This is a genomic window from Chthonomonas calidirosea T49, from assembly GCF_000427095.1.
GTDB classification, from domain to species: Bacteria; Armatimonadota; Chthonomonadetes; order Chthonomonadales; family Chthonomonadaceae; genus Chthonomonas; species Chthonomonas calidirosea.
This window is the reverse complement of the sequence record NC_021487.1, coordinates 2,191,325-2,217,134: the sequence shown is the minus strand read 5'-3', so window position 1 is coordinate 2,217,134 and position 25,810 is coordinate 2,191,325. Positions and strand designations below refer to the sequence as shown.

Below are 25,810 nucleotides of genomic sequence, written 5' to 3'. Positions count from 1 at the left end.
GCGAGAGAGAAGACGCCTCTGCCTGGTTTCAGTCCTCTTCCGCGCGAGGATGCGTGCGCTCATAGACAGCTTTTATCTGTTCCGTTGTTACGTGGGTATAAACCTGGGTGGTAATGAGATGCGCATGGCCTAAAAGCTCCTGTACGGCACGGAGGTCGGCGCCATTTTCAAGCAGGTGAGTCGCAAAGCTGTGTCGTAGGGTGTGTGGAGTGACTTTTAGGCGCTGGGAGGCGGCAAGGCAGTAGCGATCGAAGATACGCCGGATGCCTCTATCCGAAAGTCGCTTTCCGAAGCGATTCAAGAACACGGCGGGGTCGGGCGAGCCGGTATTGGCGGCAGCGAGACGCAGGCGGCCATCCGCAAGGTAGAGTTGAAGCGCCTCAACGGCGGCACGACCAAGAAACGCCATGCGGTCTTTACCACCCTTGCCCTGCCTTATACGGATCTGCTCGTTGACCAGGTCGAGATCATCTATGTCGAGAGAGTGCGCTTCTCCGGCACGAATGCCGGAGGCGTAGAGCAACTCCATCAGGGCCTTATCGCGTTGGCCTTCAGGGGTAGAGACATCGGGCGCATTCAGCAAAGCCTCTACCTCGCGTACGCGTAGAAAGCGCGGTAGACGCTCCTCCTGTTTAATAGGCAGCACTCCGATGGTTGGGTCTGCCTGCAAATAGCCTTGGCGAAGCGCCCAACGACAGAAGGCACGCAGAGAGGCCAATTTGCGGGCTAAAGAAGAGCGTTTGTACTCGCCCTGCTGCAGATCGGCGAGAAAGGCGCGCACATGGTTTCTTTCTACGAGGTGCAGGGTACCAAGTTCTGGGTGGGTGCTCACATAGCCTAAAAACTGTTCGATGTCGGCGCGGTAGGCACGGACGGTGTGTGCTGCAGCGTTTTTTGCAAGCCGCAAATACTGCAGAAACCCGTGGAGCACATCGGCCAAAGCGGCATCAAGTACAGGCGCCTTGCCAGCGTTCTCTTGGTTCTGCCTCTCTTTCTCCATGCGACCTCTTCCTTTCTCTGTTCAGTTGCGGCGACGTCTCGCTAATTCAGCCTCTTCAGCGGCATCTAACTGTTCGCTTGTCTTGCGCGGCGGCGTTTCCACAGGCGCCACTTCGACTTGCTTGGTTGTTGAGCTTTTAGGGCCTTGTGACGACGCCTTTGTTTCCGAGTAGGGAATCAGATCCTTCAGCGCTACAAGCACAACATAACGCAGGGTAAAGATGCGCTCTTGAGGTGTAAGGCGGTTTCGTGCCTCCTCGGACAAGCTATCGAACCACTTGCTGCGCATGCGCTCTTCCGTCTCGATATGGCGTTTAGCAATGTTTTCCGGCATGCTCTCCACTTCGATGACGACTGCAGCCTCTTTCTCGTCGTAGATTTTCTGTATAGTGCCCACCAGCCCGCGAAAGTGGTTGTAGAAAAGCCCCGATTTGACATCCTCAGGGGTCACCTCTCTGTCCACTATTCGCACGCGGTCGCCCTCACGCAACGTTTTTGCCATCTGTTACCTCCTCATCCTCGATTTTTAGTATACCATTGTCTGTCGAAAATCTATACCGTATCCTCTTAAGAACGCGAAACTCGGAGATGCGATACAACTAAGCACCTCTATCCGTATTGCACATTTTGCCTAGATAAGGCTAGAATAGCAAGGCAATTTGCGCACATGAGGAGATGAAAGTGGCGCATCGAAAGGTTCTTCGTTGGATAGGTCTAGGGACACTACTGGTGGCTCTACTCTTTGTGAATGGCTGCACGCGACCGATAAACCGTACGGCGGAGCGCCGCATTCGTGAGGCGCTCCCAAGCTTGCTGGGGCCGGCAAAAGCGTATCGCGTCCATGTGGAAAGCAGCCCTCTCAATACCCTTAGTGGCCGACTCGCTCATGTCCTCATTGATGCCGACGACCTCCAATTGCCGAACGGCCTTCTCCTCCAACACCTCCACCTCGACTTGAAAGGGGTAGATTTTGACACACAACATAAGCAACTGCGCCATATCGACTCGGCTCATTTTCAGGCCGTCGTGGATGAAAACGCCTTGACGCTCTATCTCATTGGGCAGGAGACGGAGGAGTTGAACCTCCGAGACCTTCAAGTCCATATTCTTCCCAATAACATCCTGCAAATCGCCGGTGAGCGAACCGTGCTTGGTGTCGGAGTGCCTTTTAGCATCTCCGGCCCCATACGCCTTATGGGCCCCGATCGCATTGAGCTAGATCCAGATCGTCTTACCTTAGTGGGCATTCACGTGCCCGATCTGCTATTTGGCTTTATTAAAAGTAGGTTTGAGAGCGCGATAACCTTTTCAAACCTACCGTTCCCCATTCGTCTTACCTCTTTACATACTCAATCCGGCCAGCTCTTTTTAGAAGGAGATGCTGATGTGGGTAAAATGGCCGATGCCGTTAATCGTCGTGTACAAGAGGCCTCCCAAGGCGTCGTCTACAGTAATTGAGAGCCATGGCCGTTCCATCCACTTCCTACGCCCTATGGCAAGAGACTCTTGAGTACCTCAGTCGAAGCGACGGTACGGTTTTGCTATTGGGGGCAAGCGATACAGGTAAGACAACTTTCGCGCGCCTTCTTTTGAATCGTTGGGCAGTGATGGGCCGAACGTCAGCCTTCCTCGATGCCGACATCGGGCAGTCAGAAGTGGGGCCGCCGGGGACTATCGGTATGGCCTATGTCACTAAGCCACTCGAAACGTTTGCCGCTCTTGTGCCGGAGGGGCTTGCTTTTGTAGGAACCACCATGCCGATGGGCAATTTGTTGGAGATCGTCACCGGTGTGAAACGGCTTGCGGAGCGTGCACAAGGTCACCCCCAAGTTGTGGACACCGGAGGGTTTATTCAAGGTGCTGGGGCCCAGCGCCTTGCGGTTGCGCTGGCCGTCTTATTGCAGCCAGCTCATATTGTTGGGCTGCAACGTGCGGGCGAATTGGAGCCTATTCTTCGCCTCCTGCGAGGGGCACATTGGGAAGTACACACTCCGGGCGTGCCGGAGGAGATCGGACGAAAAACACCTTTCTTCCGTGCGCAGCGCCGCTCTCTACGCTTTGCTGCCTATTTTTATGAGGCCACACTTCAGACCTACTCTTTCCGCAAGGTGCCCTTGCTTGGCACGTGGTTAGGCTGCGGTACCCCGCTACCAGCGCATCTCTTGCGCTTTGTACGCTCTACCTTGGAGACAGAAACCCGTGTTTTCTATGCCGAGACCTTCGCGGGACGTCTTTGTCTTATGACAGATAAGGTGTTGCCACCGCATTCACCTGGCATTTCCGTTATTCAGCGCCAACTGCGGGTTAGCGGGGTTGTCATGACAAGGGCGCCTCGTCTAAAGCATCTTCTGATCGGACTAGAGGAGGCTGAAGGGCAGCTACTGGGCATGGGCTTGCTGGAGGCCATTGATTTTCGGCGTGGAGAGCTTGGCATTCTTAGCCCTGTAAAAGTACCTAGTGCGGTGGAACGCATTCGTTTTGGACGTTTCCGTGTTACCCCAGAAGGTAAAGAGCTGGGGCTACTACGTGGGGAGAAGATATGAAAACGGGCAAGGAGGGACTCCTTGCCCGTCTACTTCCCGTTTTCTTTCACCGCTTAGTCGGCGCCACCAGGCATGGAACCGCCTCCACCGGCTGGGCTAGGTAGACTTGGACGCGCAAGGGGTGGGCGACCTGCCGGCCTTCCTGGAGCACCGGGGAAGCCAGGATAGCCACTTGGAGCGCCGGGCATTCCAGGAGGCATTCCGGGTATGCCAGGATAGCCAGCCGTGCGTCCTGTTCCCCCTGGATTGTTCGGGGCAGCACCAAAGAAAGAGCTCATGTCGAAATGATCTTGTTCCAAAAGCATCACGAAAATGGCGATAACGCGATTGTGGTAGACGTTTACCTGCAAATGGTGTTTGATATTGTAAATCAAGGCGATAGATTCGCCCTGTTGTTCGGTAGAATCGGGCCAACCATAGAGTTCGTAGACTTTTTTAAGTGAGTCGCCCAAGCGAAGTCCGCGGCTTGTCGGCTGTCCACCGGTTCGTCCGACTTCGAGAATATGGATCACGCGTCCTGAAGGGGTAAAACCGAACATGTAGAGCAGCTCTTTTTCCGGATAGAAATAGACCCATTTATAGCCTCCCAGCTCGGCAAAGGTCGGGTTGCCCTGTTGAGCGGGTTGGTTCACTCCGGGCAAGCCGGGGATGCCATAAGGTGAGGAGGAACCTGGCGCTCCGGGTGGTACCCCGTAGGGAGATGAGCTGCCGTAAGGTGACGATGGCATGCCATAAGGAGAAGAGGATCCCCCATAAGGCATGGACGGTCCATAGGAAGGCCCACCTATGGGCGGCCCTTCAGAACCCGGCATACCTGTGGGAGGGCCATAGGGTCCGTAGGGCGAACTGCCTGGCATACCTGGGTAGCCGGGCATGCCCCCTCCGGGGTAGGCGGCAGTCGGCATGCCATTGCCTGCGTTGGGGCGGTTTATGGAAGAAGGTGTCTCGTTGGAGCCGAAGACGGCCAGGACACCCCCGGTGATCTCGCCTCGGTTATTTACTGCCGGAATAACGTTTAGCATAACGCCAGCTGGGATAACGCGATAAGGGGCCCCATAGCGAGCAAACACCTGGTGATAGGTAGCAAGCAGATGAATGCCCAACAAGGAGGTTTCCATCTGAGAGGCGCGCTTTTTAGCATAGACGGGCTGTCCCCAACCTGCCCAAAGGATGCCGATGAGCCCAAGAGATATTCCGAATTTTGTAATACGTTGCATCGCAGCTATAGTCTCCTTTCGCATTATGGTTTGGCCAGCCCGAGCACAATGCCCACTACATGGTTATGGCGCAACTGAAAAGCGATCTGATCACGTCCACCATAGCGCAGGACGATGTAGTCTCCGCTGCTTTCGCCATCGCTGCTCCAGCCGTAGTGACGAATGATGGCGCTAAGAGGGCTGCCCAGCGTAATCCCTTCGGCGGAGATCGGCTCTGGCACTTTAGGGGAGGGCTTGTAGCCGTAGGCTTGAATTTGGATCACACGTCCTTGCTTATTGAACAGGAAAGAGTAGTGAAGCCCGAGTTCGGGGAAGTGATACCACCATGTGGTTAGGCCCTCCTCCTGTACCGTCTGATTTGGGGTTCCGGGTAGAGTAGCGCCAGACATCCCCGGATAGCCGGGCATGCTGGAGCCATAGGGCACCGCACCGGGAAAGCTGCTACCACCAGCAAAGTTCGGACGACTGCCTCGCTTCCCTTCGGCAGCAGGAATGCCGCCATAAGGTACACTGCCCTCTGTGGGGACACCAGGTGGCATGCCGGGCATACCGTAGGGCGAGGAAGAGGACCCTGGCATTCCATAGGGAGACCCTGGCATACCGTAGGGAGAACCCGGCATGCCATAGGGTGGCCGGCCTCCGGCTGGGCTATAAGGGGAGCTTGTAGGGCCGCTCGTGCCGGGCAGTCCAGGCAAAGTAGGCGCTCCTGAGTAGCCAGAAGGACCTGCATTATTGCCGCTTTGCTGGGATGGTGGGAACGCTTGGGCGCTTAGGTAGGGGATTCCAACTTGGACTTCGCTCGGTTGGCCTAACCTGCGCAGCACCACCGTGTAGGGCGCCAACAACGGCACGCCCAACAAAGAGCGCTCCGGCCGCGGTGTGGGAGGCGCGCCAACAGCCCACGGAGCCAACGTACATAAAACAGCCCCTACAAAAACTTTTTTCCAACTATCCCCAATACTTTGGAGCACTATCATACTATTCCTCCTTGGGAACCCTTTGCCCTACTAGCATACCGACATACCCTTCGTTATGCCAAGGGTCGCCGCAGTTCCCATTAGATTCTACGTTTTCTATCGGTTACCCTGCTTACACCATGAAAAAGTCTTTTACTCGCCTCTTTGTAAATGGATAGGTGTTGTTTGGCTCCTACCCATTTGAAGCAGCTGCGATAAGGTTACGAAGGTGTAGCCGCGTCGTTGCAGCGTTCTCACCAGGGAGGGTAACGCCTGTACCGTACTCATTTTACCATTGTGCATAAGGACGATCGCTCCTGGGCGAACGGCGCGTGCTACATGCTCGGCTGCCTCCATAGAGCCGACAAGTTCGGCATCGTAGGCATCTATCGTCCACATGCACAAGGTCAATCCCCACGCATGGGCGATCTTTTCCACCTTTTCGTTTTCATCCCCTCCAGGAGGGCGCAGGAAACGCGGCACCTGCCCGGTGGCCCATTCTACAGCGGCCTGTGTGGCCATAAGCTGCTGAGCTATGGCCTGCGGAGAGAGCGTTTTGAGATTAGGATGTGTAAAGCTATGATTCGCTAACTCCATGCCCGCCTTCGCTATTTGGCGCGTTAGGTCGGGATATTGCATAACATGTTGACCTATAACGAAAAACGTTGCCTTTACCCCAAGCCGTTTTAGCGTGTCGAGAAGCGCCTCGGTTACGCCCGGCTTAGGGCCATCATCGAAAGTCAGGGCAATAACTTTCTGCGAGGTCTGAACAGCCCAGCAGATGGGCACTTTGGGGTCGAGCGCTTCATAGGCTGCCAGCTTCGCCCGAATCCCCGCGCTTGGTTGTGTCGCTGCAGCCCAAGTGAACCAAAGGCGAGCCTCAGCGCGCTCCCCCGCACTTTGCGCCAGCATTCCAAGCGCCTCAGCGCAGGCGCTTGCGTCAGGTTGTAGGCCGAAGGTACCCCAAAAGGCTGCACGTAATCTCTCTTGTGCCGGGCCGGTATGACACGAAAAGCCGTTGATCACGTGCACGATTCGCTCTCCTCGATCCAGGAGGTTGCTGTTCGCATCGTAGAGCGACAGGGCCACCCGATGCAGGCCATTGGGAACCGTGCGCGTGTCCCAAGAAAAACTATAAGGAGGGTCGCCAACGAGTGCCAGAGGCTTACCGTCAATATCGTAACCGACATAGGCCACATTCGGAGCGACGACTTCGGGCCGCAACGTAACCACACCGCGCACCCCCTTTTCGTTTTGCATCGCGGGCGTATGGAACGCAATCGGCAGCTCAACCTCGCCGTTTAACGGATGATTCGGGTGAAACGTCATCAAAGGTGCCGGTGGGTTCACGAGCCCCTGCTCCGGTAGTCGTTTCATGAGCGCTTTCAACTCGGCCTGCGCCTCTTTTACGGCCCCCAAACGGTAATCTGCCATACCCTTCATTGCCAAAATCGCGTTCTGCTCCTCCTCTGTGGGCATTGCGGGCTGACGCGAGGTGTCTTTTGGCCACTGGGCATAGAGCTTAGCGGTCTCTAGAACCGTTCGGTCGCCACCTGCCGCCTCAGCAAGAGAGAAATCCTGCAGCGCCCTAGCGCTTTCGCCCCTTGCGAGGTGCAGCAGTCCGCTGCCGTAGAGGGCCACAGGGTCCTGTGGATCTTTCTGTAATGCGGCTCCGAAGAGGGCTTTTGCCTCTTCGAACCGGTTGGCACAGAGCACCATGGCGCCGTAGATATCGAGTAACTCCGGATCGCCCGGGTTTTGCGCGAAGGCCACTTTTAGTCTCTGGACCGCCTGCTTTACCGTGCCTCTATTCCAGGCCTGCAGCGCCTGGAGTGCTATCTCCTCTGGGAGGGTCGCTTGGGCGCGACAGGCTCCTAGCAAGGAGCAAACGCAGCCTAAAGTTGTCCACCAACTCTTTTGTCGGAAGAAACGGTTTAGAGGTTCACACACATAGCGACTAAGGCAGAGCATCTCTTAAGAGATTGTAGAGAGCAATGTAGAGATTCGTGGTGGCATCGAACTGCAGAGCGAAATGCAACCTTCCCTGAGCCCTGTTCCGGCGCGTCCAATCTATCTGCAAAAAGTGCAGCTGGCGGGGAGCACTATGGGCATCAAGCACGATCTGCTGCCATATCCGCAGATTGGTAGAGGTGCGGGCTTGAAGGGTAGGCAGCTCACGAATTTGGGAAAGATGAGCGTTCGCCTTTTGAAAAGCCGTAAAATAGGCTGTTATCCGTTTTTGGTAGGCTTGAGGCGTTTCGTTTGGCAGTGGCAGCGCGATACGGCGTAAATAGGCATCGAGCTGTTCGCCAGGCAGCCGTAAGCCTGTGTCTACCACGATCGCATGGCGTACATCGTCGGCGGCAGCTGCCCACTGATTAATGCAGCGCTGGGTCACAACCATCGCTTCTGCACAAGCGGCCGGCAGAAGACATGCCATCGCAACCAAATAGCAGAGGAAGCTTCTCCATAACATGACTCCTACAGTATACCCTCCGCTTGACAGAAGGCGTCTTTAAAGGTATCATAATAACCGCGTGGTCATCAAACTGCCAAAATCTTTGATTGGGAGCAAACGGGCCCATAGCTCAATGGCAGAGCGCCCGGCTCATAACTGGTTGGTTGTAGGTTCGAGTCCTACTGGGCCCACTCACCCATAGCCAATTTTGCCTCTGTGGCGCAACGGTAGCGCAACGGTTTTGTAAACCGTCGGTTGTCGGTTCGAATCCGACCGGAGGCTCTAACAGGGAGGCGGAGGTTACGGCTCCGCCTCCTCATGTTCTTCAGATGGCCACTCCACAAGCACGGGGGGCATGTCGGCGATATACAGCAACGCCTCGCCACCGCTTGCCGGCACGTCGAATGCCAAAGCCGCCGCAAAAGCGAGCTGGCCGGTCAGCGGATCGGGGTGTTGTTCGAGCCGTAGTTTCTCCCCTTCTACAAGCACGTGCACTCCATGGACCTCTAGCGGTACCCCACAGGGCTTCCAGGTCTCTTCCGTCGTGCGGCTTTTGAGCCGTATATCGTTGAAGGATAGCCGAAAAGGTTGAGATGCCTTTGTGTCGCTATGAAGTGTGAAGCTGACTACGAGAAGCGTTGGGCTTTCCGATGGGCTGTTCGTGTTTTTAGGAAGTCCGTTGAAACGAGTGCGCTCTGCCCTGGTAACACACAGCTCCGTGTCCTGCACCTTCACCGTATCACCTACACGGTAGAAGGAGGGCTGGCCCTCAATATACTTTGCCATCCAGGCCAAACAGCGTCGCATCTCATCGAGCCGATGATTGGGCTCCTCTAACCCGTGCTTCTCTCGTGGATAATGGACAAACTGAACCGGCACCTTGCGATGCTTCAGCGCCTGGTACATCTCTTTGGAGTTGCTAATAAAGGTGTTATCGTCCTCCTCGCCGTGGATGATAAGCGTAGGGGTCTGGATGCGATCCACATAGGTGCCTGGAGAGAGGCGACGATAGATTTCGGGGTCCTCCCAATAGTAAGCGCCGAGATATTCGTAGTCCCAGCGTGAATAGGAGGAGTTGCTATAATCGGTTTGAAGGTGAAAGATGCCGAAAAGGGAGATGGCGGCTTTGAAACGGTTGGTGTGAGCGATAATCCAGTTGGTCATGTAGCCACCATACGAGCCGCCCATCACCCCCATACGTTCGGGGTCGGCCAAACCTTCTGCAATGCACCACTCGACCCCGGCCATGATATCTTTGTAGTCGCCGCCGCCGAGGTCGCGCCGATTGGAGATGGCGAAGGCGTTGCCATAGCCTTCGCTCCCCCTGTAGTTTGGGCGCAGCACCAAGTAGCCTTCGGAAGCCCAAACCGGATGCATCTCATAGCTTCGTAACGAGTTTTGAGAGCAGCCCTTCGGCCCCCCATGAATGAGAAGCAGAAGAGGATAGCGCTTGCCCTTCTTGTAGTCCAAAGGGTAGGTAAGCACCCCCTCAATTTCCTGCCCGTCGAAGCTCTTCCAGCGTACCACCTCCTGCTTTGGCAAGAGATACTCTTCGGTGAACGCTACGTTAAGCTTGGTAAGGGGCTGAACCTGGCTAGGTGCCTCGTGGATATAGATTTCAGGTGGAGCTTGGGCGCTCTCCTCGATCCACGCCATTACAGCGCCCTCAGGCTGTAGCGCCAAGTCGTACCTTGGCACGTCTGAAGAGAGCGGCAAGGGGGTCGTAACGTCGTCAATGCGAAGCAGTTGGCTACCGGTTCGTACAGTAGCTAAAGCGTAAATCGCCATCTCTTCGGAAGACCACTCGTAGCAGGATAGGTCGAAGTCGTACTCCGTTAGCAAGGCATCGTTGGGCGCCTCGGGCAGTTTGTTAAGCCATGGCGGTGGCTGTGTGGAGTGGGCTGTGGGCGGCAAGAGCGGCGCCGGAATGCGCATCCCAAAAAGGCTGTTACGCGAATAAGAGAGCTTTGGATCGAGCCATCCCAGAAAAGTAAGCACGTGCCCATCTGGCGACCAACGAAGATGGTATTTGCCGCCCTCCCGATCGCTAAGAAGGTGGAGGGTAGGCTCTCCCTCCTCCGGAAGCGTTAGCAGATAGAGATCGGCGATGTGCGCATCGTCAGGGTCGCCAGTGCGGTTGGTTAGATAAGCGAGGCGAGTTCCATCTGGCGATAGCGCAAACGATTCAACTCCGGGATCGGCAGTGAAGAGGAGCTGAGGTTTGCGTTCTTTTAGATGAACGCGCCAAAACTGCTTACGTGGACGTGGCTCCGTTTCATCCGTCGGGTCTATATGTTGCTTCTGATAGTCGCATTTAACGTTTGCGACGGGTTCCGGCTTCGGCTCGGTTGTGAGAAAGAGAAGGGTTTCGGCATCTGGAAACCATGCGTAGCTTTCGACGCCCTGCTTTGCCTGGGTAAGGCGAAAGGCCTCTCCTCCTTCCAAAGGCAAAATCCAAATTTGAGTGGTACCATCTTCCTCTTCACTGTCTTCTTCCTGTCCGCTCGCTGGGCGTTCGGAAAGAAAGGCGAGATAGCGCCCATCCGGAGACCACCTAGGTTCTCGTTCGCCCTCCTTTGCAAAGGTGAGTTGACGAACGTTTTCGTCCGACTCCTCCTCACTCTCTGCAGGCTGACGTCGATCGGCTAGCCAGATATGGCAGTTCCATCGGCTCTCTTCAAAGTCTGCCTCCTCAAGCACAAAGGCAACACGTTGTCCATCTGGATGCACCTGAGGACAACTCAGTCGTTTGATTTCGAGCAGGGCGCGCGGGGTAATTCGCCGTTTGGGTATCGTGTTATTAGGACTCTTTTGCATAGTCAGGGGAGTTTGTCTCCTCGAAGACGAAACAGGGTTGGATATTCGGTAGGGGAGCGTGCAGACGGTTTAAGACCGCCTCACGCAGTTGAGCTTGCGGGGCCGGCATAGGGTAGCGGGAAAGCGCCTCCGGGGTTACCCACTCTTTCGGCCTCTCTTCCTTTGGGGCTACCGGGGCTTTGGGGCGCATGAGGTAGCCATAGAGGGTTATGCGATAGTGCATCACACCATGTTTGATCCGGGTAATCGGTGCGACCTGTCCTTGAACGGCTCTAAGCGTTTTAGGCTCCATGGCCGTCACCTCCCATCCGGCTACCTCCAGAGCCGCTCTATGGGCGCCTTCAAGAGGTGTTTCTCCTGCGCTACAAACCACCCGCGGAAACTCCCATAGGCCTCCCCACAGGCCGTGCGGTGGGCGCTGTACAATGAGCAGAGCTCCCTCCTCGTTGCAGATGAGGGCGCTGCTGTGGACGACAGGGAGCGAGCGCTTATTAGAGGAAGCTTCCGGCCAGGCGGTTGGGTCAGGAGCGTTTCCGGCCACGCAGTCTGCAAGGAGAGGACACTGCTCACAGCGCGGGTCGGATGGAATGCAGACGAGGGAACCGAGTTCCATAAGCGCTTGGTTAAAGGTGCCGGGTTCGTTTTCGGGCACAAGCTGCTGTGCGAGGTTCCAAAGACGCGCTTGGGTAGAGGTGCTGCGCAAGTTGCCGCTTACACCGAACAGGCGCGACAGCACGCGGGCTACGTTGGCATCTACCAGCGGATAGGGTTGATGGAAGGCAATAGAGCGAATGGCGCCCGCCGTATAGCGCCCCACTCCGGGCAGGCTTTCGATGGCGCCAGGCTCTGTCGGCAGCTCGCCGCCGTAGCGTTCAACAAGGATTTTAGCGGCTTGGTGCAGATTGCGTGCACGTGCATAGTAGCCTAGCCCTGCCCAATAGCGAAGAACCTCTTCCTGCGAGGCCTCCGCCAAAGCCCTCACCGTGGGAAAACGCTCCATAAAGCGAAGATAGTAAGGAATGACGGTGGCAACCTGCGTCTGTTGTAGCATAATCTCAGAGACCCAAACGCCATAGGCTGAGGCTCCACGCCACGGCAGATCACGCTTGTTCTGCAGGTACCATTCTAGCAGTTTAGTGACAATGCGCTCGCGCAGATCGCTTGTAACCGGCTCGTTCAGGGCAGCTTTCATACGGCACGATTATACCTCTCGTCCCATTGTCCTCTCTTTTTGTAGGAGCTGTTCAAGGGAATTGCTAGTCGGCGCAGCGCGCCTAGCTCGCCTCCGGATAGGAGCCAAGCACGCGCACAAAAAGCGAATGCTCCTTCAAAAGATTGAGAGCTTTGGAAACAGCGGTGTCCTTCACATGCCCCTGAAGGTCTACGTAGAAAAAGTACTGCCAAGGTGCACTGCGTGTAGGACGTGTTTCAATCATTGTAAGATTCACGTCGTACTTCTCGAAAGCGTTAAGCGCATGGGCTAACTCGCCGGCTCGATTGGGCACAGTAAAGATGAGAGAGGTTTTGTCTTTGCCGGTGGGTTCTGGCTCGTTGTAGCCTAATACCAAAAAGCGGGTTCGATTGGTAGGATCGTCTTCGATATGTTCGCACAGGATGGGGAGATCGTATTTTTCTGCCGCAAGGTAGGTGGCAATGGCCGCGCTCTCTGGGTCGCGGGAGGCGAGCTCAGCAGCCTTTGCCGTGCTTGATGCCTCTATCTCCTCGACATGAGGCAGATGGTTGCGCAGCCACTGGCGACACTGAGCGAGCGGCTGAAAGTGCGAGTAGAGCCTTTTTATCTCTTCCAAAGAGGTGCAGCGCGACAAAAGGTTGTGGTAGATAGGCTGATATATCTCCCATACCACCCGAAGATTGGAGTTTAGAAACGAGTCGAGCGTTTCCGGAACGGCGCCGGCCCACGAGTTTTCCACAGGCACCACGCCGTAATCACACAGGCCACGCTCCACTTGGGCAAACACGTCCGCAATGCGCTCCACAGGTACAAATTCCGAAGAGGAGCCGAAGCGCGCTATACCGGCCAAATGGCTGAAGGTGCCTTCAGGGCCTAAGAAGGCCACCGTGAGCGGCTTTTCAAGTGCGCGGCAAGCGGAGATGATCTCTCGGTAGATAGCCCGCACCGCCTGCGCCTCCAGCGGGCCAGGGTTCATCTGAACTAGTCGCCGAAAAACGGTATGCTCCCTTTCTGGGGTAAAATAGTGTGATCGCGTTCGTGATTTGGCATGTCCGATCTGACGGGCAAGCTCTGCACGGCGATTCAGTAGGTGCAAAATCTGTTCGTCAATCTGGTCAATCTCTTTGCGCCATTCCGGTAAGCTCATCGTTGGGTTTCACCTCGTTAAACGGTTTGTCGCAAACGCTCTTACAGACGATACGCTGTTTCCTGCATCTATACAGGAGGTTATATTATACCAATGGCACGTGGTAGCTGGTTCAAACGTCCATCACGCAACGGCCTGACGGGCAAGGAGGTGCCTAGCGGCCTATGGTTGAAGTGCCCAAAGTGCAACGAGATACTCTTTGCCCGCGATGTGGAACGCAATCTTTCCGTATGCCCTCATTGTAACTATCATCATCGTCTTCCTGCGCGCAAGCGCATTGAAATAACGGTGGATGAAGGCAGTTTTGAGGAGTTCGATGAGCATCTCCTCTCTACCGATCCTCTCGATTTCCCTGGCTATCGTGAAAAGTTGGAGCAAGCTCGAAAAGATACCGGTCTTACCGATGCGGTGGTTTGCGGCTATGCCCGCATTGGAGGGCATAGAGTGGTCCTTAGCGTAGCCGACTTCTCTTTTCTAGGCGGCTCCATGGGCAGTGTGGTTGGAGAGAAGATCGTGCGCGCCATTGAACGGGCCATCCAAGAGCGTCTCCCGGTAGTGGTCTTCACCGCGAACGGAGGCGGTGCGCGCATGTTTGAGGGACTCCTCTCTTTAATGCAGATGGCCAAAACAAGCGCTGCTGTGGCGCGCCTTGGGGAGGCTGGCCTGCCCTTCATCGTCGTGTTAACCGACCCCACGATGGCCGGCGTCTACGCCTCCTATGCCTCCTTGGGCGACATCACCTTCGCGGAACCGGGAGCGCTTATCGGTTTCGCCGGGCGCCGTGTCGGGAATCAGGATATGGGCACACGCCTGCCCGACGATTTTCAAACTTCTGAATTTCAGTTTCGGTGTGGTATGATCGATCGTATCGTGCCGAGACGTGAGATGCGCTCCGCTCTCGCCTCCGTACTCTCTTTACTTTGTGAGGAGCCTACGGCATGTCTGTAAGCCCACTCGATTTTGAAAAACCCATCTCTGAGCTCGACGCCAATATCGCCGAACTCAAGCGTATCGCCGCCGACCCCGTTTTACGCAAAGATGCCCTTGACCGTGGCATTGACATTGACGAGGAGATCGCGCGCATCGAACGGCGTCGCGAGGAGGTGATGCGCCAAATATTCGCCAATCTCACCCCGTGGAATGAAGTTCAAATGGCACGTCACCCCCAACGACCCTATACGCTGGACTACGTTCGGCTTATTTTTGAGGATTTTATGGAGCTTCACGGCGACCGTATCAATGCGGACGACCCAGCGATCATCGGCGGGTTGGCACGGTTTAACGGCCGCTCCGTGGTGGTTATCGGCCATCAGAAAGGACGCGACCTAAAGGAGCGTCAGCTTCGTAACTTCGGAAGCGCTCGCCCCGCCGGCTTTCGCAAAGCTCTACGCCTTATGAAACTGGCCGAGAAGTTTCATAAACCGCTCATCACTTTTGTAGATACCCCAGCTGCCGAAGCTAACCTCATGGCCGAGGAGGAGGGTATTAGCCGTGCCATCGCCGTGAACCTCTTGGAGATGGCACAGCTAAAAACCCCTATTATTACGGCCATTATCGGTGAGGGCGGCAGCGGAGGTGCACTCGGTATCGCGATGGGCGACCGCGTTGTCATGCTTGAACACGCCATCTACTCCGTCATCCCGCCCGAGTCGTGCGCCGCTATCCTCAAAGAGTTCGGACGTGATCGCAGTCGCGCCCCTGAAGCTGCCGATGCTTTAAAACTGACGGCAAAGCATGCGCACGCTTTCGGTGTGGTGGATGAGGTGCTACCGGAACCTCTTGGTGGGGCCCATCGGGATCTGCAGCAGACCGCCAAAACGCTTCAAGAGGCCATCGCACGCCATCTCGAAGCGCTCGACAAGAAGCCGCTGGACGTGCTTCTACAGGAACGCTATGAGCGCTATCGCAGTATCGGTAAGTGGCATGACCCACTGCAGCTCATTCGTTCCCAATTGGAGGTCTAATAGGTTGCGCCCACAGAACCCCATTAAAGCCACCACCATCGTGGCCGTGAAGCGGGAGGCCGAAGTGGCTTTAGCCGGCGATGGCCAAGTGACGATGGGCGATACGGTGTTGAAACACGGCGCACGCAAAGTTCGTCGTCTCTATCAGGGGCGTGTGCTCGCAGGCTTTGCCGGCTCGGTGGCCGACGCTCAATCCCTAGCCGATAAGTTCGAAAGCAAGCTCGAGTCGAGCGCCGGTAACCTCACTCGTGCTGCCATCGAGTTCGCCAAAGAGTGGCGCACCGACCGCATTCTCCGCCGTCTCGAAGCCATGATGATCGTAAGCGATGGCGACAAGCTTTTTATTCTCTCCGGCGATGGCAACGTGGTGGAACCCGACGATGGGGTGGCAGCCATCGGCTCCGGCGGGCCTTATGCGGCGGCGGCAGCCCGCGCACTGCTGCGTCATACATCGCTCAGCGCCCGCGAGATCGTAGAGGCGGCCATGCGCATTGCCTCCGAGATCTGCGTCTACACCAACGATCGCTTCACTATCGAGACCCTTCCGGCCAACCGATCTTCCGGCTAGCCCACGACAAATAAGGAACCTTTTACAATGTCCACCTCTTTGCACACGTGCCGAGTGAAAAGGTGCTGCGCTACCGTCTCGCGTATCCTCCACCTATCGGCTTCCACAGCGTCTTGAGGCTGCTTTTTTGGGGTGGGAACGCCGTGCGCCAAAGCCCTGAGGATTGAAAGAGGCGATGGTTTTTGAAGCGTGAGCTCCTTAAGAAGCTTTGGATTGTGCTCACGAGAGTGCAGATGAAATGAAAGCAAAACAGGCGCTTGTGTTTCTCTTAGAAACCCTCCATCTATGGGCCTTCGGAGTCTGGTTTGGGGGGGTGGTGTTGTTACTTGTCCTCTCTGTGCCCTTCCCCGCGGCAAATCGAGCCCCATTTTTTCTTTGTGGGCTTGTCATGTTGGGCAGTGAATGGCTGCTACGCCGGCGCTATCGCCTCCAACGCCCCAAAGCGCTGGGCGATTCGCTGCGTCAAACGCTCGTGCTGGCCGCCCTTTTCGTAGAAGAGTTAGAGCACAGTGGCAGCCACCCAACAGTGGCCCAGCAGCATGCCCTGGAGATCACGCAAGTAGCACTTCTCGCTTTGGTCGCTGCTATTTCGGTTTGGCTACAAGTGTCCCCTCCTGCGGGGGAACCGGCGCCGTTAGCTGCAACGAATAGGGAACAAGGAGCGGCGATCCCTGCAAACTCCATGAAACCGCAGGAAGGCGCTGTGCCCAAACCTCACCTTCAGAGGAGACGCCGATGAATACCACGCAGAAGCTATCGCATACGCTCAAACAGGAGTTAGAGGCACTGCTAGGCCCGGAGGGGGTACTTACCGATCCGGTGGCCTTACGCGCCTACGACTGCGATGCCTATTCGCCAGCAAAACACTTTCCCGATGCGGTAGCCTTACCACAGGATACGGAGCAGGTAAGCGCCATTATAAAGCTCTGCAACCGGCTTGGGGTACCGTTTACCCCACGAGGGGCGGGCACCGGACTTTCTGGAGGTGCCACGGCCATTGAGGGCGGTGTGGTGATCGCCACCACGCGCCTTAACAAGATCCTCCACATAGATGTGCCCAATCGGCGGCTGGTGGCGCAGGCCGGTGTCGTGAACACCTATCTCACCAAAGCGGTAAGGGCACATCACCTACATTACGCGCCCGATCCCTCGAGCCAGGGCGCCTGTACGGTGGGGGGCAACGTGGCTGAAAACGCCGGCGGCCCTCATACCCTGAAATATGGGGTCACCACCAACCACGTCACTGGCCTCACCTTAGTACTGCCCGACGGTGAAATCGTGGCGCTGGGTGGGTTCGAGGAGGAGACGCCGGGCTATGACCTCGTTGGACTTGTTGTTGGCGCCGAAGGCACCATGGGAATCGTTACAGAGGTCACTGTGCGGTTAACCCCACTACCCCAAGCGGTGCGAACCCTTTTGGCTGTTTTTGAGACCATTGACCAGGCCACTCAAACTGTTTCAGACATCATTGCGGCGGGGGTTTTGCCGGCCGCACTCGAAATGATTGACACGTTCATTATTAAGGCCTGTGAGGAGGCGTTCCATCTCGGCTTTCCTTCGGATGCTGAGGCAGTTTTGATCATCGAGGTAGACGGTCTAGAAGTAGGGCTCGATGAAGAGGCCGATCAGGTGCGCCAGATCGCGTTCAAGAACGGGGCACGGGAGGTGCGCCAGGCTAAAACGGAGCTGGAGCGCGCCCTATTATGGAAAGCCCGCAAACAGGCCTTCGGCGCGCTGGGGCGCCTTGGGCTTTCCATGGTGACCCACGACGGCGTTATACCGCGCACCAAGCTTCCGCAAGTGCTTCGTGAGGTGCGCGCCATCGCCCAAAAATACAACCTGTTGGTGGGAAACGTCTTCCATGCCGGCGATGGTAATCTCCATCCTAACCTCATGTTCGATGAGCGCGATCCCGAGCAGGTAGAGCGCGTCATGCAAGCCGGTGAGGAGATACTCAAACTCTGTGTGGATGTTGGCGGATCGCTTACAGGAGAACATGGGATCGGCGTAGAGAAGATGGAGGCCATGACGCTGCTGTTTAGTGAGGCCGATCTCGATCTGATGCAAAAAATAAAGTCGGTATTCAATCGGAACGCGCTCTGCAACCCTGGCAAGGTTCTGCCTACCTCGAAACGGTGCTGGGAGACAGAGCACGGTCCACGACTCGTGCGCTCGGTGGGAAGAGGTGCTGCAGTTTAGCCCTCCCTGAAAGACAGGAGGTAAATAGATGGAACTTCCATCTGGCATGGTAACTCTGCTCTTCACCGATATTGAAGGCAGCACCCGCATGATGGAGCAGGAGCCTGAGGTCATGATGCGCCTGCTGGCCCATCACGATGCTCTTGTGCGTAGAGCCATAGAAGAACAGGATGGAACTGTTTTTAAGGCTCTCGGCGATGGTTTTTGCGCCGTGTTCAATCAGGCCGCGGCAGCCGTTCAAGCCGCTATTGAGATACAAAAACGTCTCCACACTACCGATTGGAGGCCCTTTTCCGCGTTCAACGTCCGCATCGCGCTTCATTACGGCGAGGTGGTTCTGCGAGATGGTGAGTATTTCGGAATCGCTCTGGCCCGAATCGCGCGTCTGTGCGCTCTTGCGCACGGAGGCCAAATCCTGCTGACGCAGGCTGTTGCCACGCTCGTCAAAGATTCTCTGCCGGAGGGTGCCTCACTTAAGGACCTCGGTATTCTATCCCTACGAGGCTTGCAACGTCCGGAACACGTGTTTCAACTAAGCCACCCAGAAATCCCATCCCATTTCCCTTCTGAAGGCTTTGGCGGAGTCGTCACAACGAACATACCCGCCCGGTTTACGAGCTTCATCGAACGGCCTGGTGAGCTGGAACAGTTGAAAGCGTTTTTCGTTAACGCGCAGCCCAAAAGGCTTCTTACCCTGCTCGGGCCGGGCGGTTGCGGCAAAACGCGTCTTGCTCAAGAGCTGGCGATCATGCTGACTCCCCATTTTGGGGACGGTATCTGGTGGATCGATCTCGCTTCTATCTCATCACCTCAACTCATCGTTTCTAAGATTTTAGCGACGCTTGGCCTTCGTGAAACCGATGGGACCTCCTCTACGCTCGATTATTTGCAGCAAGAGCTCCGCACATTGCAAACGATGCTCATCTTAGATAATTGCGAACACCTTCTCGACGATGTGGCTCAAACTGTAGAGCGTCTGCTCCATACCTGCCACAACATCGCCATCGTGGCTACAAGCCGAGCAGTCCTGCGCATTGCAGGTGAGACGGTATGGCCGGTGCGCCCGTTGAGCGTTCCCACACGGCCAACAAGCAGCCTTTCAGCTATGGCGGCTTACGAGTCCGTTCAGCTTTGGGTCGATCGCGCCAAGTTAACGGACCCTTCCTTCGCGCTTACCAAGGAGAACGCCTCTCTTATTGGAAAGATATGCCGGAGCCTCGACGGAATTCCATTGGCCATTGAACTAGCGGCTGCTCGCATAGGCAGCCTATCTTTGGAAAGAATCGCCCTTGATCTGCGCCAAAACCTTCGCTTTCTTACCACCAGCGGCGCACGTAAGACGCGCCACGATACCATGGAAAACGCGATTCGATGGAGCTACACTCTGCTCTCCGCGGAAGAGCAGGAGATGCTTCAGGCCTTGTCGGTGTTTTCCTGCGGATTCACTTTAGAGGCTGCCGAGGCCGTCGCCTTCCAAAATGGAGACGCGTTGGACTGTTTGCTCAACCTCGTGGAGAAGTCTCTCGTCAACTTCGAGAATACCTCTGGGCAGTCGCGTTATCGCCTTCTGGAGGTCATACGGCTCTTTGCGGCCGAGCGTTTGGCGGAGAGCGATAGAATAGCGCAGGTTCACGAGCGGTATCTCCACTTCTATAGCCGCTTGGCACAGGATGCAGCGCAGGGGCTGCGCGGGTCTGAACAGGCCATGTGGCTCGCGCGCCTCGATGCGGAGTACGACAACTTGCGGACAGCTCTCCACTATGCTCTCGACCCTGAGACCCGTTTAGGGCTTGCCGTGCCCCTCTATCAGTACTGGTATCTACGGAGCCGTTTCACAGAGGGCCGAAGCTGGCTAGAAGGGGCTTTGCTAAGGAGCCCTAAAATCCCACTAAAACTTCGCGCCGATGCTCTTAACTGTGCCGGTATTCTCGCTTGGGCACAGGGCGATTGTGCCGCTGCATATCATTTCCACACCGAAAGCCTTAAGCTGTGTCGAGAAATTGGAGATAAAGAAGGAGAGGCAAAAGCCTTCAATGGATTAGCCCTTACCGCGCAAAAACAGTCGGACTTCCCTCAGACACGCTACTACCTTGAACAAAGCCTGCAGATTTTTTGGGAAACGAATCCACGTGCTGCGGCACAGGTGCTGGTAAATTTGGGTGGAATAAGCACGGAAATGGGGGACCTGGTTCAGGCCAAAAGCTATTTTGAGGAGGCCATTCAAAGGCTCGAAGCCGTTGGCGACAAGATCACCCTCCTCACAGCGCTCTATAATTTGGGTGAGCTACATTTTCAACAACAGGCCTATACCTATGCTATGCGATGCTATAAAGAGAGCTTAGTGCTCCTCCAAAACCATCCGATTCCCGCCCTGCAAAGCCGAATCTTCGATTCGCTGGCGCACATCGCCTACTCTGCCTATAAGAGTGCAGAGACGGCCGCACTCCTTCTCGGTATGGCACAGGTTTTTGTGCAAGATACAGAAGCCGTAGGGCTACTTACGCCCCAATCTCGCCACGTACAGGAGCTCGTCGAGGCCCTGAAGGCGCAAATAAGCACAAAGCGATTTACAGAGCTGTACGCTCAGGGAGAGGCCTTAACGCCATCGGAGGCTCTTGCCTATGGAATGGAACATATTGATAGTTACTTGCAATTAGCATCAGATAAATGCTAGACTATAGCCATCTATTTGTAAAAGGAGCTTTTTATGAGCATAAAACCTACCCTCGGTATCGTCTATGTGCCTATTGGCATCGGCCTACCGGCAACGCCCATCAATGCGAATCGGCAGCAGTTCTACGTATATGTGCAGCTTGGTTACTTTAATGGCACCACGGCGCCTGCAACGACGGTTGTCCTAACCCCCTATCAGTACGATCCCGGCACAGGATCTCTTGTCAAGCCCGACCCGAACGTGCTCGCGACCAACACGCCTCAGTCGTACACCTTCAGTGGACAACCCTCTACAAATATTCCGTTTTCGCTGACCACAGGCCCCCAGGCGCAGAACAGCAAACAGCAGATCGTATTGGTCGCTTCCTGCAGTGGCTATGCGGTATCCAACTCCTTGCCTATCGGCTACGCAGCGTTGCCTCAACCGGTGGGGGCGAACGCACAAGCAGCGGCTTCGGAAGAGGGGTTTGAGGCGGTCGTCGAGATCACAGCAGAGAGCCACAAAAATCCGTCCTAGATCAAATGCAGCGACGGTACTTATTTTTTGAATCGCTTTTACCGTTGCTGAGCATAGACCTATCTTTTCACAAAGGGTTCGAGCAGTTGAATGACTAAAGGCTTTTTCTTGGGTGTTCATGTACAATTCAAACATGTCACGCAAGATGGTTAGCATCCACGAAGCCGCCGAGTTCTTGAGTGTCTCGGCTCAGACGCTGCGACGCTGGGAGCGTGAAGGCAAGCTCTTGCCTGATGAGCGCACACCGGGCGGGCGTCGGCGTGACGACCTTGCGCGGCTGCGGCCCGCACAGTTGCATGCGCCTGAAGTAGCGCGTCGTACCATCGCCTACGCTCGCGTCTCCAGCCCCGACCAGGTAGACGATCTGGAGCGGCAAAAGCAGGGGCTCGAACTCTACTGCGCCCGGCAGGGCTGGACGTTCGAGGTCATCGCCGATTTGGGCAGCGGCATGAACTACCCCAAGAAGGGCCTCAAACGCCTGCTCGCTGCCATCTTGCGAGGCGAGGTCGGGCGTCTGGTCATCACCCACAAGGATCGGCTGCTGCGTTTCGGCGCGGAACTCGTGTTCGCCATCTGTGAAGCGAAGAACGTTGAAGTCGTGATCTTCAACCAAGGCGAGGACACGACCTTCGCAGAAGACTTGGCGAAAGATGTGCTGGAGATCATTACGGTGTTCAGCGCCCGGCTCTACGGTGCCCGTTCGCGCAAAAACCAGAAGCTTCTCGATGGCGTGAAAGCCGCTGTGGAGGCCGCCCAATGCTGATCGCCCACCGCATTGCTCTCGACCCAAACAACGTGCAGGCGACCTACTTCGCCAAGGCTGCTGGGACTGCCCGCAAGGCTTACAACTGGGCGCTGGAACAGTGGCAAAAGCAGTACGAGGCCCACAAGGCCAATCCAGCACTGCCTAAACCGAACCAGGTGGCGCTGCGCCGTCAGTTGAACGCCATCAAGCGCGAGCAGTTCCCCTGGATGCTCGAAGTCACCAAGTGCGCCCCTCAGATGGCCATCATCCAGTTGGGGCAGGCGTTTCAAAACTTCTTTGCGGGCCGTGCACGCTATCCGCAGTTTCGCAAGAAAGGTCGTGATGACCGCTTCACCCTCACCAAGGCCCCGTTCAGTCTCGACGGCTGCCGCATTCGCATCCCCCATCTTGGCTGGGTGCGCATGCGCGAGTCGTTGCGCTTTGCTGGGAGGATCATGTCGGCCACGATCTCCCGTGTGGCCGACAAGTGGTTCGTCAGCATTACCGTGGACACGCCTGACCATCCTCACCTGCCCAAAGCCGAGAGCCAAGGCGCGGTGGGTGTGGAACTGGGCGTTTCGGCACTGGCAACGCTCTCGACGGGAGAGGTGATCCCCGGCCCCAAGCCTCACAGAGCGCTGATGGGCCGCTTGCGCAGGCTCTCGCGGAGCCTCTCACGCAAGCCAAAGGGATCGGTCAACCGGGCAAAAGCCAAGGCCAAACAGGCAAAGCTACACGCCCGCATCGCCGCGATCCGGCAGGATGCGCTTCACAAGCTCACCACTAGCCTCACGCGGCGCTTCCACCCCATCGCGATGGAGAACCTGAACGTCTGCGGCATGTTGAAGAACCGGCATCTGGCCCGGTCGATCGCTGACATGGGCTTCTTCGAGTTGCGGCGGCAGTTGGAATACAAGGCGGCGATGCGGGGTGGGCAAGTGGTGGTGGCTGACCGCTTCTATGCCGGCAGCAAAACATGTTCGGTGTGTGGGCACAAGCTGGAGACGCTACCGCTGTCGGTGCGTGAATGGACGTGCCCGGAGTGTGGCGTGCTCCACGACCGCGACGTGAATGCGGCGATCAACCTGAAGAACATGGCCGTGAGTTCCACGGTGTCAGCCTGTGGAGAGGAAGGCTCTGACCCGACGCGCAAGCGCCGGGTGAAACCGGCCTCTGTGAAGCAGGAAGTCAGCTTCGTTCCTGTTTGAGCAGGAATGAGTGAGTCTGATGGAACGGTAAAAGAAGCTTCTAAGAACAGGGGCTTTGCTGCTTAAGTAAGGTCTCTACCTCCTCACGATACGGAATAGAGGGCTGGGCACCCAAACGGGTAACGCAGAGAGCTGCAGCTGCACAGGCAAAGTGCACGGCCTCGTGGATGGGCTGTCCCTGTGTAGTCGCCGTGGCGAATGCACCGCAGAACACATCGCCGGCGGCAGTAGTATCTATCGCCTGCACAGGGAGCGCTGGGGCATGAAAGCCGCCTTGAGGCGTTTCGACCCACACACCGTTGGCCCCTAACGTGAGGAGCACATTTTGGGGCCCTTGTCTTCGTAGAATCCGGGCGGCCTGCTCCGCCTCGCGGAAAGTGCCGACCTGCACGCCGCTAAGGTAGGCCGCTTCGGTTTCATTGACTACGAGGTAGGTGATCCGTGGGGAAAGTTTGGGAGCCTCTTTACGAATGGGGGCGAAGTTAAACAGGATGGCCGTTTCAGAGTCGGCCAACACCTCGAAGGTTTTTTCCACAGCGATGCGTGGAATCTCTGCCTGTATTACCACCATGCGGCTGCGCTTCAGGAAAGCCGCATAACTCTCGATATGCGCGGAGGTTAAGGCGTTGTTGGCGCCTGGAGCAGCTGCAATGCAGTTCTCGCCTTGCTTGTTGATCAGGATCATCGCAATGCCGGTTGGTTCCGAAACACTCTTAACAACTGGTTCGGTAAAAATGCCATCTCTCCGGAGGTTTTCCAGAATGGCCTCGCCAAAGGCATCGGCCCCAACACATCCTAAAAAAGCAACCCTCCCTCCAGCACGCGCTGCAGCGACGGCTTGGTTGGCCCCTTTGCCTCCGAAAGCCTGCGAAAACTGGCCGTCACTCACCGTCTCCCCTGGCGCCGGAAATCGCTCCACCTGCATGATCATATCCACATTTGCGCTGCCAACCACAGTAATTGGAAACTCCATTCCTTTATGCCTGCCTTATTAAGGTAAATTCACACCCATGTTGCATTCTGGTTCTGATTAGCATACCCACTTCGCTATAGGCTGTAAAGAGATGGCTTGTGCATAAAAAAGAGCGCATCGTTGCCGATGCGCTCTCATCATAAAGAGAAGTGTTATCTATCCAAGCAGTTTCAGCAGAAGCTGAGGTGCGGCATTCGCCTGTGCCAACATCGCCGTCGCCGACTGCTCGATGATCTGGTTCTTCGTGAGGTTCACTACCTCCTGAGCCACATTCGTGTCGCGTATCTGGCTCTCCGATGCCGATAGGTTCTGAACCCCTATCCCCAGATAGTTCGCCGTCGCCTGTAACGTCTGAGACTGCAACGCCCCCAAGTTCGCACGTAACTGCGAGACCTGAGAGATCGCCTCATCCACTATCTGGATCGCGTTCTCTGCCCCTTGACTCGTCGTCACATCAATGTTGGACAGGTTATAGCCCGCTACCACCGTGTTGCCTAAGTTCACCACACGAATGTTGCCTAAGCTCGCCTGCACCACCTGACCCGCGTTCCCCCCTACCTGGAACTGCAACATGTTGGCCGATACCTGAGCCACTGCTGTCGGGGTCGTCGCCGATGCGTTCCCATTCTCCGTCAACAACATCGAGTTGCCATAGAGGTCCTTCACCAACAGACCGCTGTCGGTGCTGGCCGTCCCTCCCGTGAAGTTGACTGTCACCGCCGTGGTCACGTTGTTCTGCAACACCTGAGCTGTCACCGCTACCACCGCATCGGTGCCTTGAACCGCCGCAGAGGTGCCAAACACTCCAGCAGCCCCTAGGCTGTCCTGCTCACTAATCGAGTAGTTATGCCCATAGGTGGTCTGCGTTAACACGATATTGTTGGAAGCGGTATTGAAGTTGGCATTGACCCCCGTGAGGTTGGAGGCGGCATTGATCTGATTGATGGCCTGTTGAACCGTCTCCGAAGCGCTGAAAGTGAAGGTCTGACCATTGATGACCACCGTATCATCCCTTCCCCACCCGGGTGGCCCAGCCCCGATTGGTGGAGTTGGGCTCCCGTTGGCAAAGAACGGTGCTGCCGGTGAAGACCCGCACGGGCTGCTTGCTGGGTCACTTGAATGGTGACAGGTCCTCCCACAGTAGAGAGGTTGTCAAACACCCCTCCGATATTGATGCCGGAGAGCACCGCGGTATTGGTGACGGAGGCAGAGACCCCGGCGGTTCCGTCGAGGAGGTGCTTGTCGCCAAACTGGGTCTGTTCGGCGATACGCTCGATGGACTGGACGGCGGAGTTGATTTGGGTTTGGTCGGCTTCGACGGCGGTGATGTCGTTGACGCCGGTGTTGGCGGCATGCACAGCGAGTTGTCGGATGTTGTTGAGGAGGTTGCTGACCTCGGAGAGGGCGCCGTCGGCGGTTTTGATGAGGTTGGTGGCGTCTTGTCCATTGGCGATAGCCTGATTGAGGCCGGTGATTTGCGCGCGCAGGTTTTCGGAGATGATGAGCCCTGCGGGGTCATCGGCAGCGGAGTTGATGCGCAGACCGCTAGAGAGCTTTTGGATGCTGCTAGCGACGGCATCGGAAACCTGGTTCAGGTTGTAAAGGGCGCCAAGCGCCGTTACATTGGTGTTGAG

23 protein-coding genes and 2 tRNA genes are annotated in these 25,810 nt (G+C 56.3%); 13 read left to right on the top strand and 12 right to left on the bottom strand.

Translation table 11 applies throughout. The features are described 5' to 3' along the window. Positions 1 to 28: 28 nt before the first annotated feature. Together CCALI_RS09190 and CCALI_RS09185 are read right to left on the bottom strand one after the other, a co-directional pair. Positions 29 to 1,000, bottom strand: a complete 972-nt coding sequence (locus CCALI_RS09190) for a tyrosine recombinase XerC (protein WP_016483208.1) — start codon at positions 998 to 1,000, stop codon at positions 29 to 31. Positions 1,001 to 1,021: 21 nt separating this feature from the next. After that, a complete protein-coding gene (locus tag CCALI_RS09185; protein ID WP_016483207.1) occupies positions 1,022 to 1,501 on the bottom strand; it encodes a hypothetical protein in 480 nt (159 codons plus the stop codon). Between the two features lie 179 nt (positions 1,502 to 1,680). Here CCALI_RS09185 and CCALI_RS09180 point away from each other — a divergent pair, with 179 nt between their 5' ends. Both CCALI_RS09180 and CCALI_RS09175 read left to right on the top strand, forming a co-directional pair. After that, positions 1,681 to 2,457, top strand: coding sequence for an LmeA family phospholipid-binding protein (locus tag CCALI_RS09180; protein WP_016483206.1), 777 nt, complete (start codon positions 1,681 to 1,683; stop codon positions 2,455 to 2,457). Positions 2,458 to 2,462: 5 nt separating this feature from the next. Further along, positions 2,463 to 3,542 carry a Clp1/GlmU family protein gene (locus CCALI_RS09175; protein WP_016483205.1) on the top strand — a complete coding sequence of 360 codons (1,080 nt, stop codon included), beginning with the start codon at positions 2,463 to 2,465 and terminating at the stop codon, positions 3,540 to 3,542. Between the two features lie 53 nt (positions 3,543 to 3,595). Here CCALI_RS09175 and CCALI_RS16760 read toward each other — a convergent pair whose 3' ends face one another. From CCALI_RS16760 to CCALI_RS09155, 4 genes are all read right to left on the bottom strand, one after another. Continuing rightward, positions 3,596 to 4,759 (bottom strand): hypothetical protein, encoded by a 1,164-nt coding sequence (locus CCALI_RS16760; RefSeq protein ID WP_016483203.1) that lies wholly within the window; start codon positions 4,757 to 4,759, stop codon positions 3,596 to 3,598. A 23-nt stretch (positions 4,760 to 4,782) separates the two neighbouring features. Next, positions 4,783 to 5,736 carry a hypothetical protein gene (locus CCALI_RS09165; RefSeq protein ID WP_016483202.1) on the bottom strand — a complete coding sequence of 318 codons (954 nt, stop codon included), beginning with the start codon at positions 5,734 to 5,736 and terminating at the stop codon, positions 4,783 to 4,785. A gap of 132 nt (positions 5,737 to 5,868) precedes the next feature. Next, a complete protein-coding gene (locus CCALI_RS15220) occupies positions 5,869 to 7,596 on the bottom strand; it encodes a polysaccharide deacetylase family protein (protein ID WP_052572377.1) in 1,728 nt (575 codons plus the stop codon). A gap of 76 nt (positions 7,597 to 7,672) precedes the next feature. Continuing rightward, positions 7,673 to 8,191: a hypothetical protein gene (locus CCALI_RS09155; protein ID WP_044949070.1), complete on the bottom strand. Its 519-nt coding sequence runs from the start codon at positions 8,189 to 8,191 to the stop codon at positions 7,673 to 7,675. Between the two features lie 101 nt (positions 8,192 to 8,292). Here CCALI_RS09155 and CCALI_RS09150 point away from each other — a divergent pair. Both CCALI_RS09150 and CCALI_RS09145 read left to right on the top strand, forming a co-directional pair. Further along, positions 8,293 to 8,364 (top strand) — tRNA-Ile (locus CCALI_RS09150). Between the two features lie 19 nt (positions 8,365 to 8,383). Beyond that, a tRNA-Thr gene (locus CCALI_RS09145) sits at positions 8,384 to 8,455 on the top strand. Positions 8,456 to 8,473: 18 nt separating this feature from the next. On the opposite strand, the gene CCALI_RS09140 is transcribed toward CCALI_RS09145, so the two are convergent. The 3 genes from CCALI_RS09140 to pheA form a co-directional block, all read right to left on the bottom strand. Then, positions 8,474 to 10,990 carry a S9 family peptidase gene (locus tag CCALI_RS09140; RefSeq protein WP_016483199.1) on the bottom strand — a complete coding sequence of 839 codons (2,517 nt, stop codon included), beginning with the start codon at positions 10,988 to 10,990 and terminating at the stop codon, positions 8,474 to 8,476. Beyond that, entirely contained in the window at positions 10,974 to 12,182 is a 1,209-nt protein-coding gene (mutY, locus tag CCALI_RS09135) for an A/G-specific adenine glycosylase (protein ID WP_016483198.1), read from the bottom strand. Before mutY ends, CCALI_RS09140 begins: the two co-directional genes overlap by 17 nt. A gap of 82 nt (positions 12,183 to 12,264) precedes the next feature. Beyond that, positions 12,265 to 13,329: a prephenate dehydratase gene (gene pheA / locus CCALI_RS09130; protein WP_016483197.1), complete on the bottom strand. Its 1,065-nt coding sequence runs from the start codon at positions 13,327 to 13,329 to the stop codon at positions 12,265 to 12,267. Positions 13,330 to 13,422: 93 nt separating this feature from the next. On the opposite strand from pheA, the gene accD reads away from it, so the two are divergent. From accD to CCALI_RS09085, 9 genes are all read left to right on the top strand, one after another. Next, positions 13,423 to 14,277 carry an acetyl-CoA carboxylase, carboxyltransferase subunit beta gene (gene accD / locus CCALI_RS09125; protein ID WP_016483196.1) on the top strand — a complete coding sequence of 285 codons (855 nt, stop codon included), beginning with the start codon at positions 13,423 to 13,425 and terminating at the stop codon, positions 14,275 to 14,277. Further along, positions 14,268 to 15,293, top strand: coding sequence for an acetyl-CoA carboxylase carboxyltransferase subunit alpha (locus CCALI_RS09120; protein WP_016483195.1), 1,026 nt, complete (start codon positions 14,268 to 14,270; stop codon positions 15,291 to 15,293). Before accD ends, CCALI_RS09120 begins: the two co-directional genes overlap by 10 nt. Positions 15,294 to 15,297: 4 nt before the next feature. Then, positions 15,298 to 15,861, top strand: coding sequence for an ATP-dependent protease subunit HslV (hslV, locus tag CCALI_RS09115; protein WP_016483194.1), 564 nt, complete (start codon positions 15,298 to 15,300; stop codon positions 15,859 to 15,861). A gap of 238 nt (positions 15,862 to 16,099) precedes the next feature. After that, entirely contained in the window at positions 16,100 to 16,600 is a 501-nt protein-coding gene (locus CCALI_RS09110) for a hypothetical protein (protein ID WP_016483193.1), read from the top strand. After that, positions 16,597 to 18,060 carry an FAD-binding oxidoreductase gene (locus CCALI_RS09105; protein WP_016483192.1) on the top strand — a complete coding sequence of 488 codons (1,464 nt, stop codon included), beginning with the start codon at positions 16,597 to 16,599 and terminating at the stop codon, positions 18,058 to 18,060. The genes CCALI_RS09110 and CCALI_RS09105 overlap by 4 nt, the downstream gene beginning before the upstream one ends. Positions 18,061 to 18,088: 28 nt before the next feature. Continuing rightward, on the top strand, positions 18,089 to 20,734 hold the full coding sequence (locus tag CCALI_RS09100; protein ID WP_016483191.1) for a tetratricopeptide repeat protein: 2,646 nt from the start codon (positions 18,089 to 18,091) through the stop codon (positions 20,732 to 20,734). 33 nt (positions 20,735 to 20,767) lie between these two features. Beyond that, the gene (locus tag CCALI_RS09095; RefSeq protein WP_016483190.1) at positions 20,768 to 21,250 is read left to right on the top strand and encodes a hypothetical protein; all 483 of its coding nucleotides are present in this window, start codon (positions 20,768 to 20,770) and stop codon (positions 21,248 to 21,250) included. Positions 21,251 to 21,383: 133 nt separating this feature from the next. Beyond that, complete coding sequence (locus CCALI_RS09090) at positions 21,384 to 22,013, top strand: IS607 family transposase (RefSeq protein ID WP_155850525.1); 630 nt, start codon at positions 21,384 to 21,386, stop codon at positions 22,011 to 22,013. Then, complete coding sequence (locus CCALI_RS09085) at positions 22,007 to 23,203, top strand: RNA-guided endonuclease InsQ/TnpB family protein (RefSeq protein ID WP_016483188.1); 1,197 nt, start codon at positions 22,007 to 22,009, stop codon at positions 23,201 to 23,203. Before CCALI_RS09090 ends, CCALI_RS09085 begins: the two co-directional genes overlap by 7 nt. Positions 23,204 to 23,243: 40 nt before the next feature. Here the strand turns inward: CCALI_RS09085 and rbsK are convergent, their stop codons facing one another. The 3 genes from rbsK to CCALI_RS16635 all read right to left on the bottom strand — a co-directional run. Next, complete coding sequence (gene rbsK, locus CCALI_RS09080) at positions 23,244 to 24,176, bottom strand: ribokinase (RefSeq protein WP_016483187.1); 933 nt, start codon at positions 24,174 to 24,176, stop codon at positions 23,244 to 23,246. Positions 24,177 to 24,332: 156 nt separating this feature from the next. Continuing rightward, positions 24,333 to 24,749 carry a flagellin gene (locus CCALI_RS16825; RefSeq protein WP_338058667.1) on the bottom strand — a complete coding sequence of 139 codons (417 nt, stop codon included), beginning with the start codon at positions 24,747 to 24,749 and terminating at the stop codon, positions 24,333 to 24,335. A 293-nt stretch (positions 24,750 to 25,042) separates the two neighbouring features. After that, positions 25,043 to 25,810, bottom strand: a 768-nt coding sequence (locus CCALI_RS16635) for a flagellin N-terminal helical domain-containing protein (protein ID WP_484481992.1), incomplete at its 5' end; no start/stop codon positions are given.

Excerpts from the sequence above, each read along its gene's own strand:
- CCALI_RS09190 (WP_016483208.1), bottom strand. The coding sequence starts at position 1,000 with ATGGAGAAAGAGAGGCAGAACCAAGAGAACGCTGGCAAGGCGCCTGTA.
- CCALI_RS09185 (WP_016483207.1), bottom strand. The coding sequence starts at position 1,501 with ATGGCAAAAACGTTGCGTGAGGGCGACCGCGTGCGAATAGTGGACAGA.
- CCALI_RS09175 (WP_016483205.1), top strand. The coding sequence starts at position 2,463 with ATGGCCGTTCCATCCACTTCCTACGCCCTATGGCAAGAGACTCTTGAG.
- CCALI_RS16760 (WP_016483203.1), bottom strand. The coding sequence starts at position 4,759 with ATGCAACGTATTACAAAATTCGGAATATCTCTTGGGCTCATCGGCATC.
- CCALI_RS09165 (WP_016483202.1), bottom strand. The coding sequence starts at position 5,736 with ATGATAGTGCTCCAAAGTATTGGGGATAGTTGGAAAAAAGTTTTTGTA.
- CCALI_RS09155 (WP_044949070.1), bottom strand. The coding sequence starts at position 8,191 with ATGTTATGGAGAAGCTTCCTCTGCTATTTGGTTGCGATGGCATGTCTT.
- CCALI_RS09140 (WP_016483199.1), bottom strand. The coding sequence starts at position 10,990 with ATGCAAAAGAGTCCTAATAACACGATACCCAAACGGCGAATTACCCCG.
- mutY (WP_016483198.1), bottom strand. The coding sequence starts at position 12,182 with ATGAAAGCTGCCCTGAACGAGCCGGTTACAAGCGATCTGCGCGAGCGC.
- pheA (WP_016483197.1), bottom strand. The coding sequence starts at position 13,329 with ATGAGCTTACCGGAATGGCGCAAAGAGATTGACCAGATTGACGAACAG.
- accD (WP_016483196.1), top strand. The coding sequence starts at position 13,423 with ATGGCACGTGGTAGCTGGTTCAAACGTCCATCACGCAACGGCCTGACG.
- CCALI_RS09120 (WP_016483195.1), top strand. The coding sequence starts at position 14,268 with ATGTCTGTAAGCCCACTCGATTTTGAAAAACCCATCTCTGAGCTCGAC.
- CCALI_RS09110 (WP_016483193.1), top strand. The coding sequence starts at position 16,100 with ATGAAAGCAAAACAGGCGCTTGTGTTTCTCTTAGAAACCCTCCATCTA.
- CCALI_RS09105 (WP_016483192.1), top strand. The coding sequence starts at position 16,597 with ATGAATACCACGCAGAAGCTATCGCATACGCTCAAACAGGAGTTAGAG.
- CCALI_RS09100 (WP_016483191.1), top strand. The coding sequence starts at position 18,089 with ATGGAACTTCCATCTGGCATGGTAACTCTGCTCTTCACCGATATTGAA.
- CCALI_RS09095 (WP_016483190.1), top strand. The coding sequence starts at position 20,768 with ATGAGCATAAAACCTACCCTCGGTATCGTCTATGTGCCTATTGGCATC.
- CCALI_RS09090 (WP_155850525.1), top strand. The coding sequence starts at position 21,384 with ATGTCACGCAAGATGGTTAGCATCCACGAAGCCGCCGAGTTCTTGAGT.
- CCALI_RS09085 (WP_016483188.1), top strand. The coding sequence starts at position 22,007 with ATGCTGATCGCCCACCGCATTGCTCTCGACCCAAACAACGTGCAGGCG.
- rbsK (WP_016483187.1), bottom strand. The coding sequence starts at position 24,176 with ATGGAGTTTCCAATTACTGTGGTTGGCAGCGCAAATGTGGATATGATC.
- CCALI_RS16825 (WP_338058667.1), bottom strand. The coding sequence starts at position 24,749 with ATGTTGCAGTTCCAGGTAGGGGGGAACGCGGGTCAGGTGGTGCAGGCG.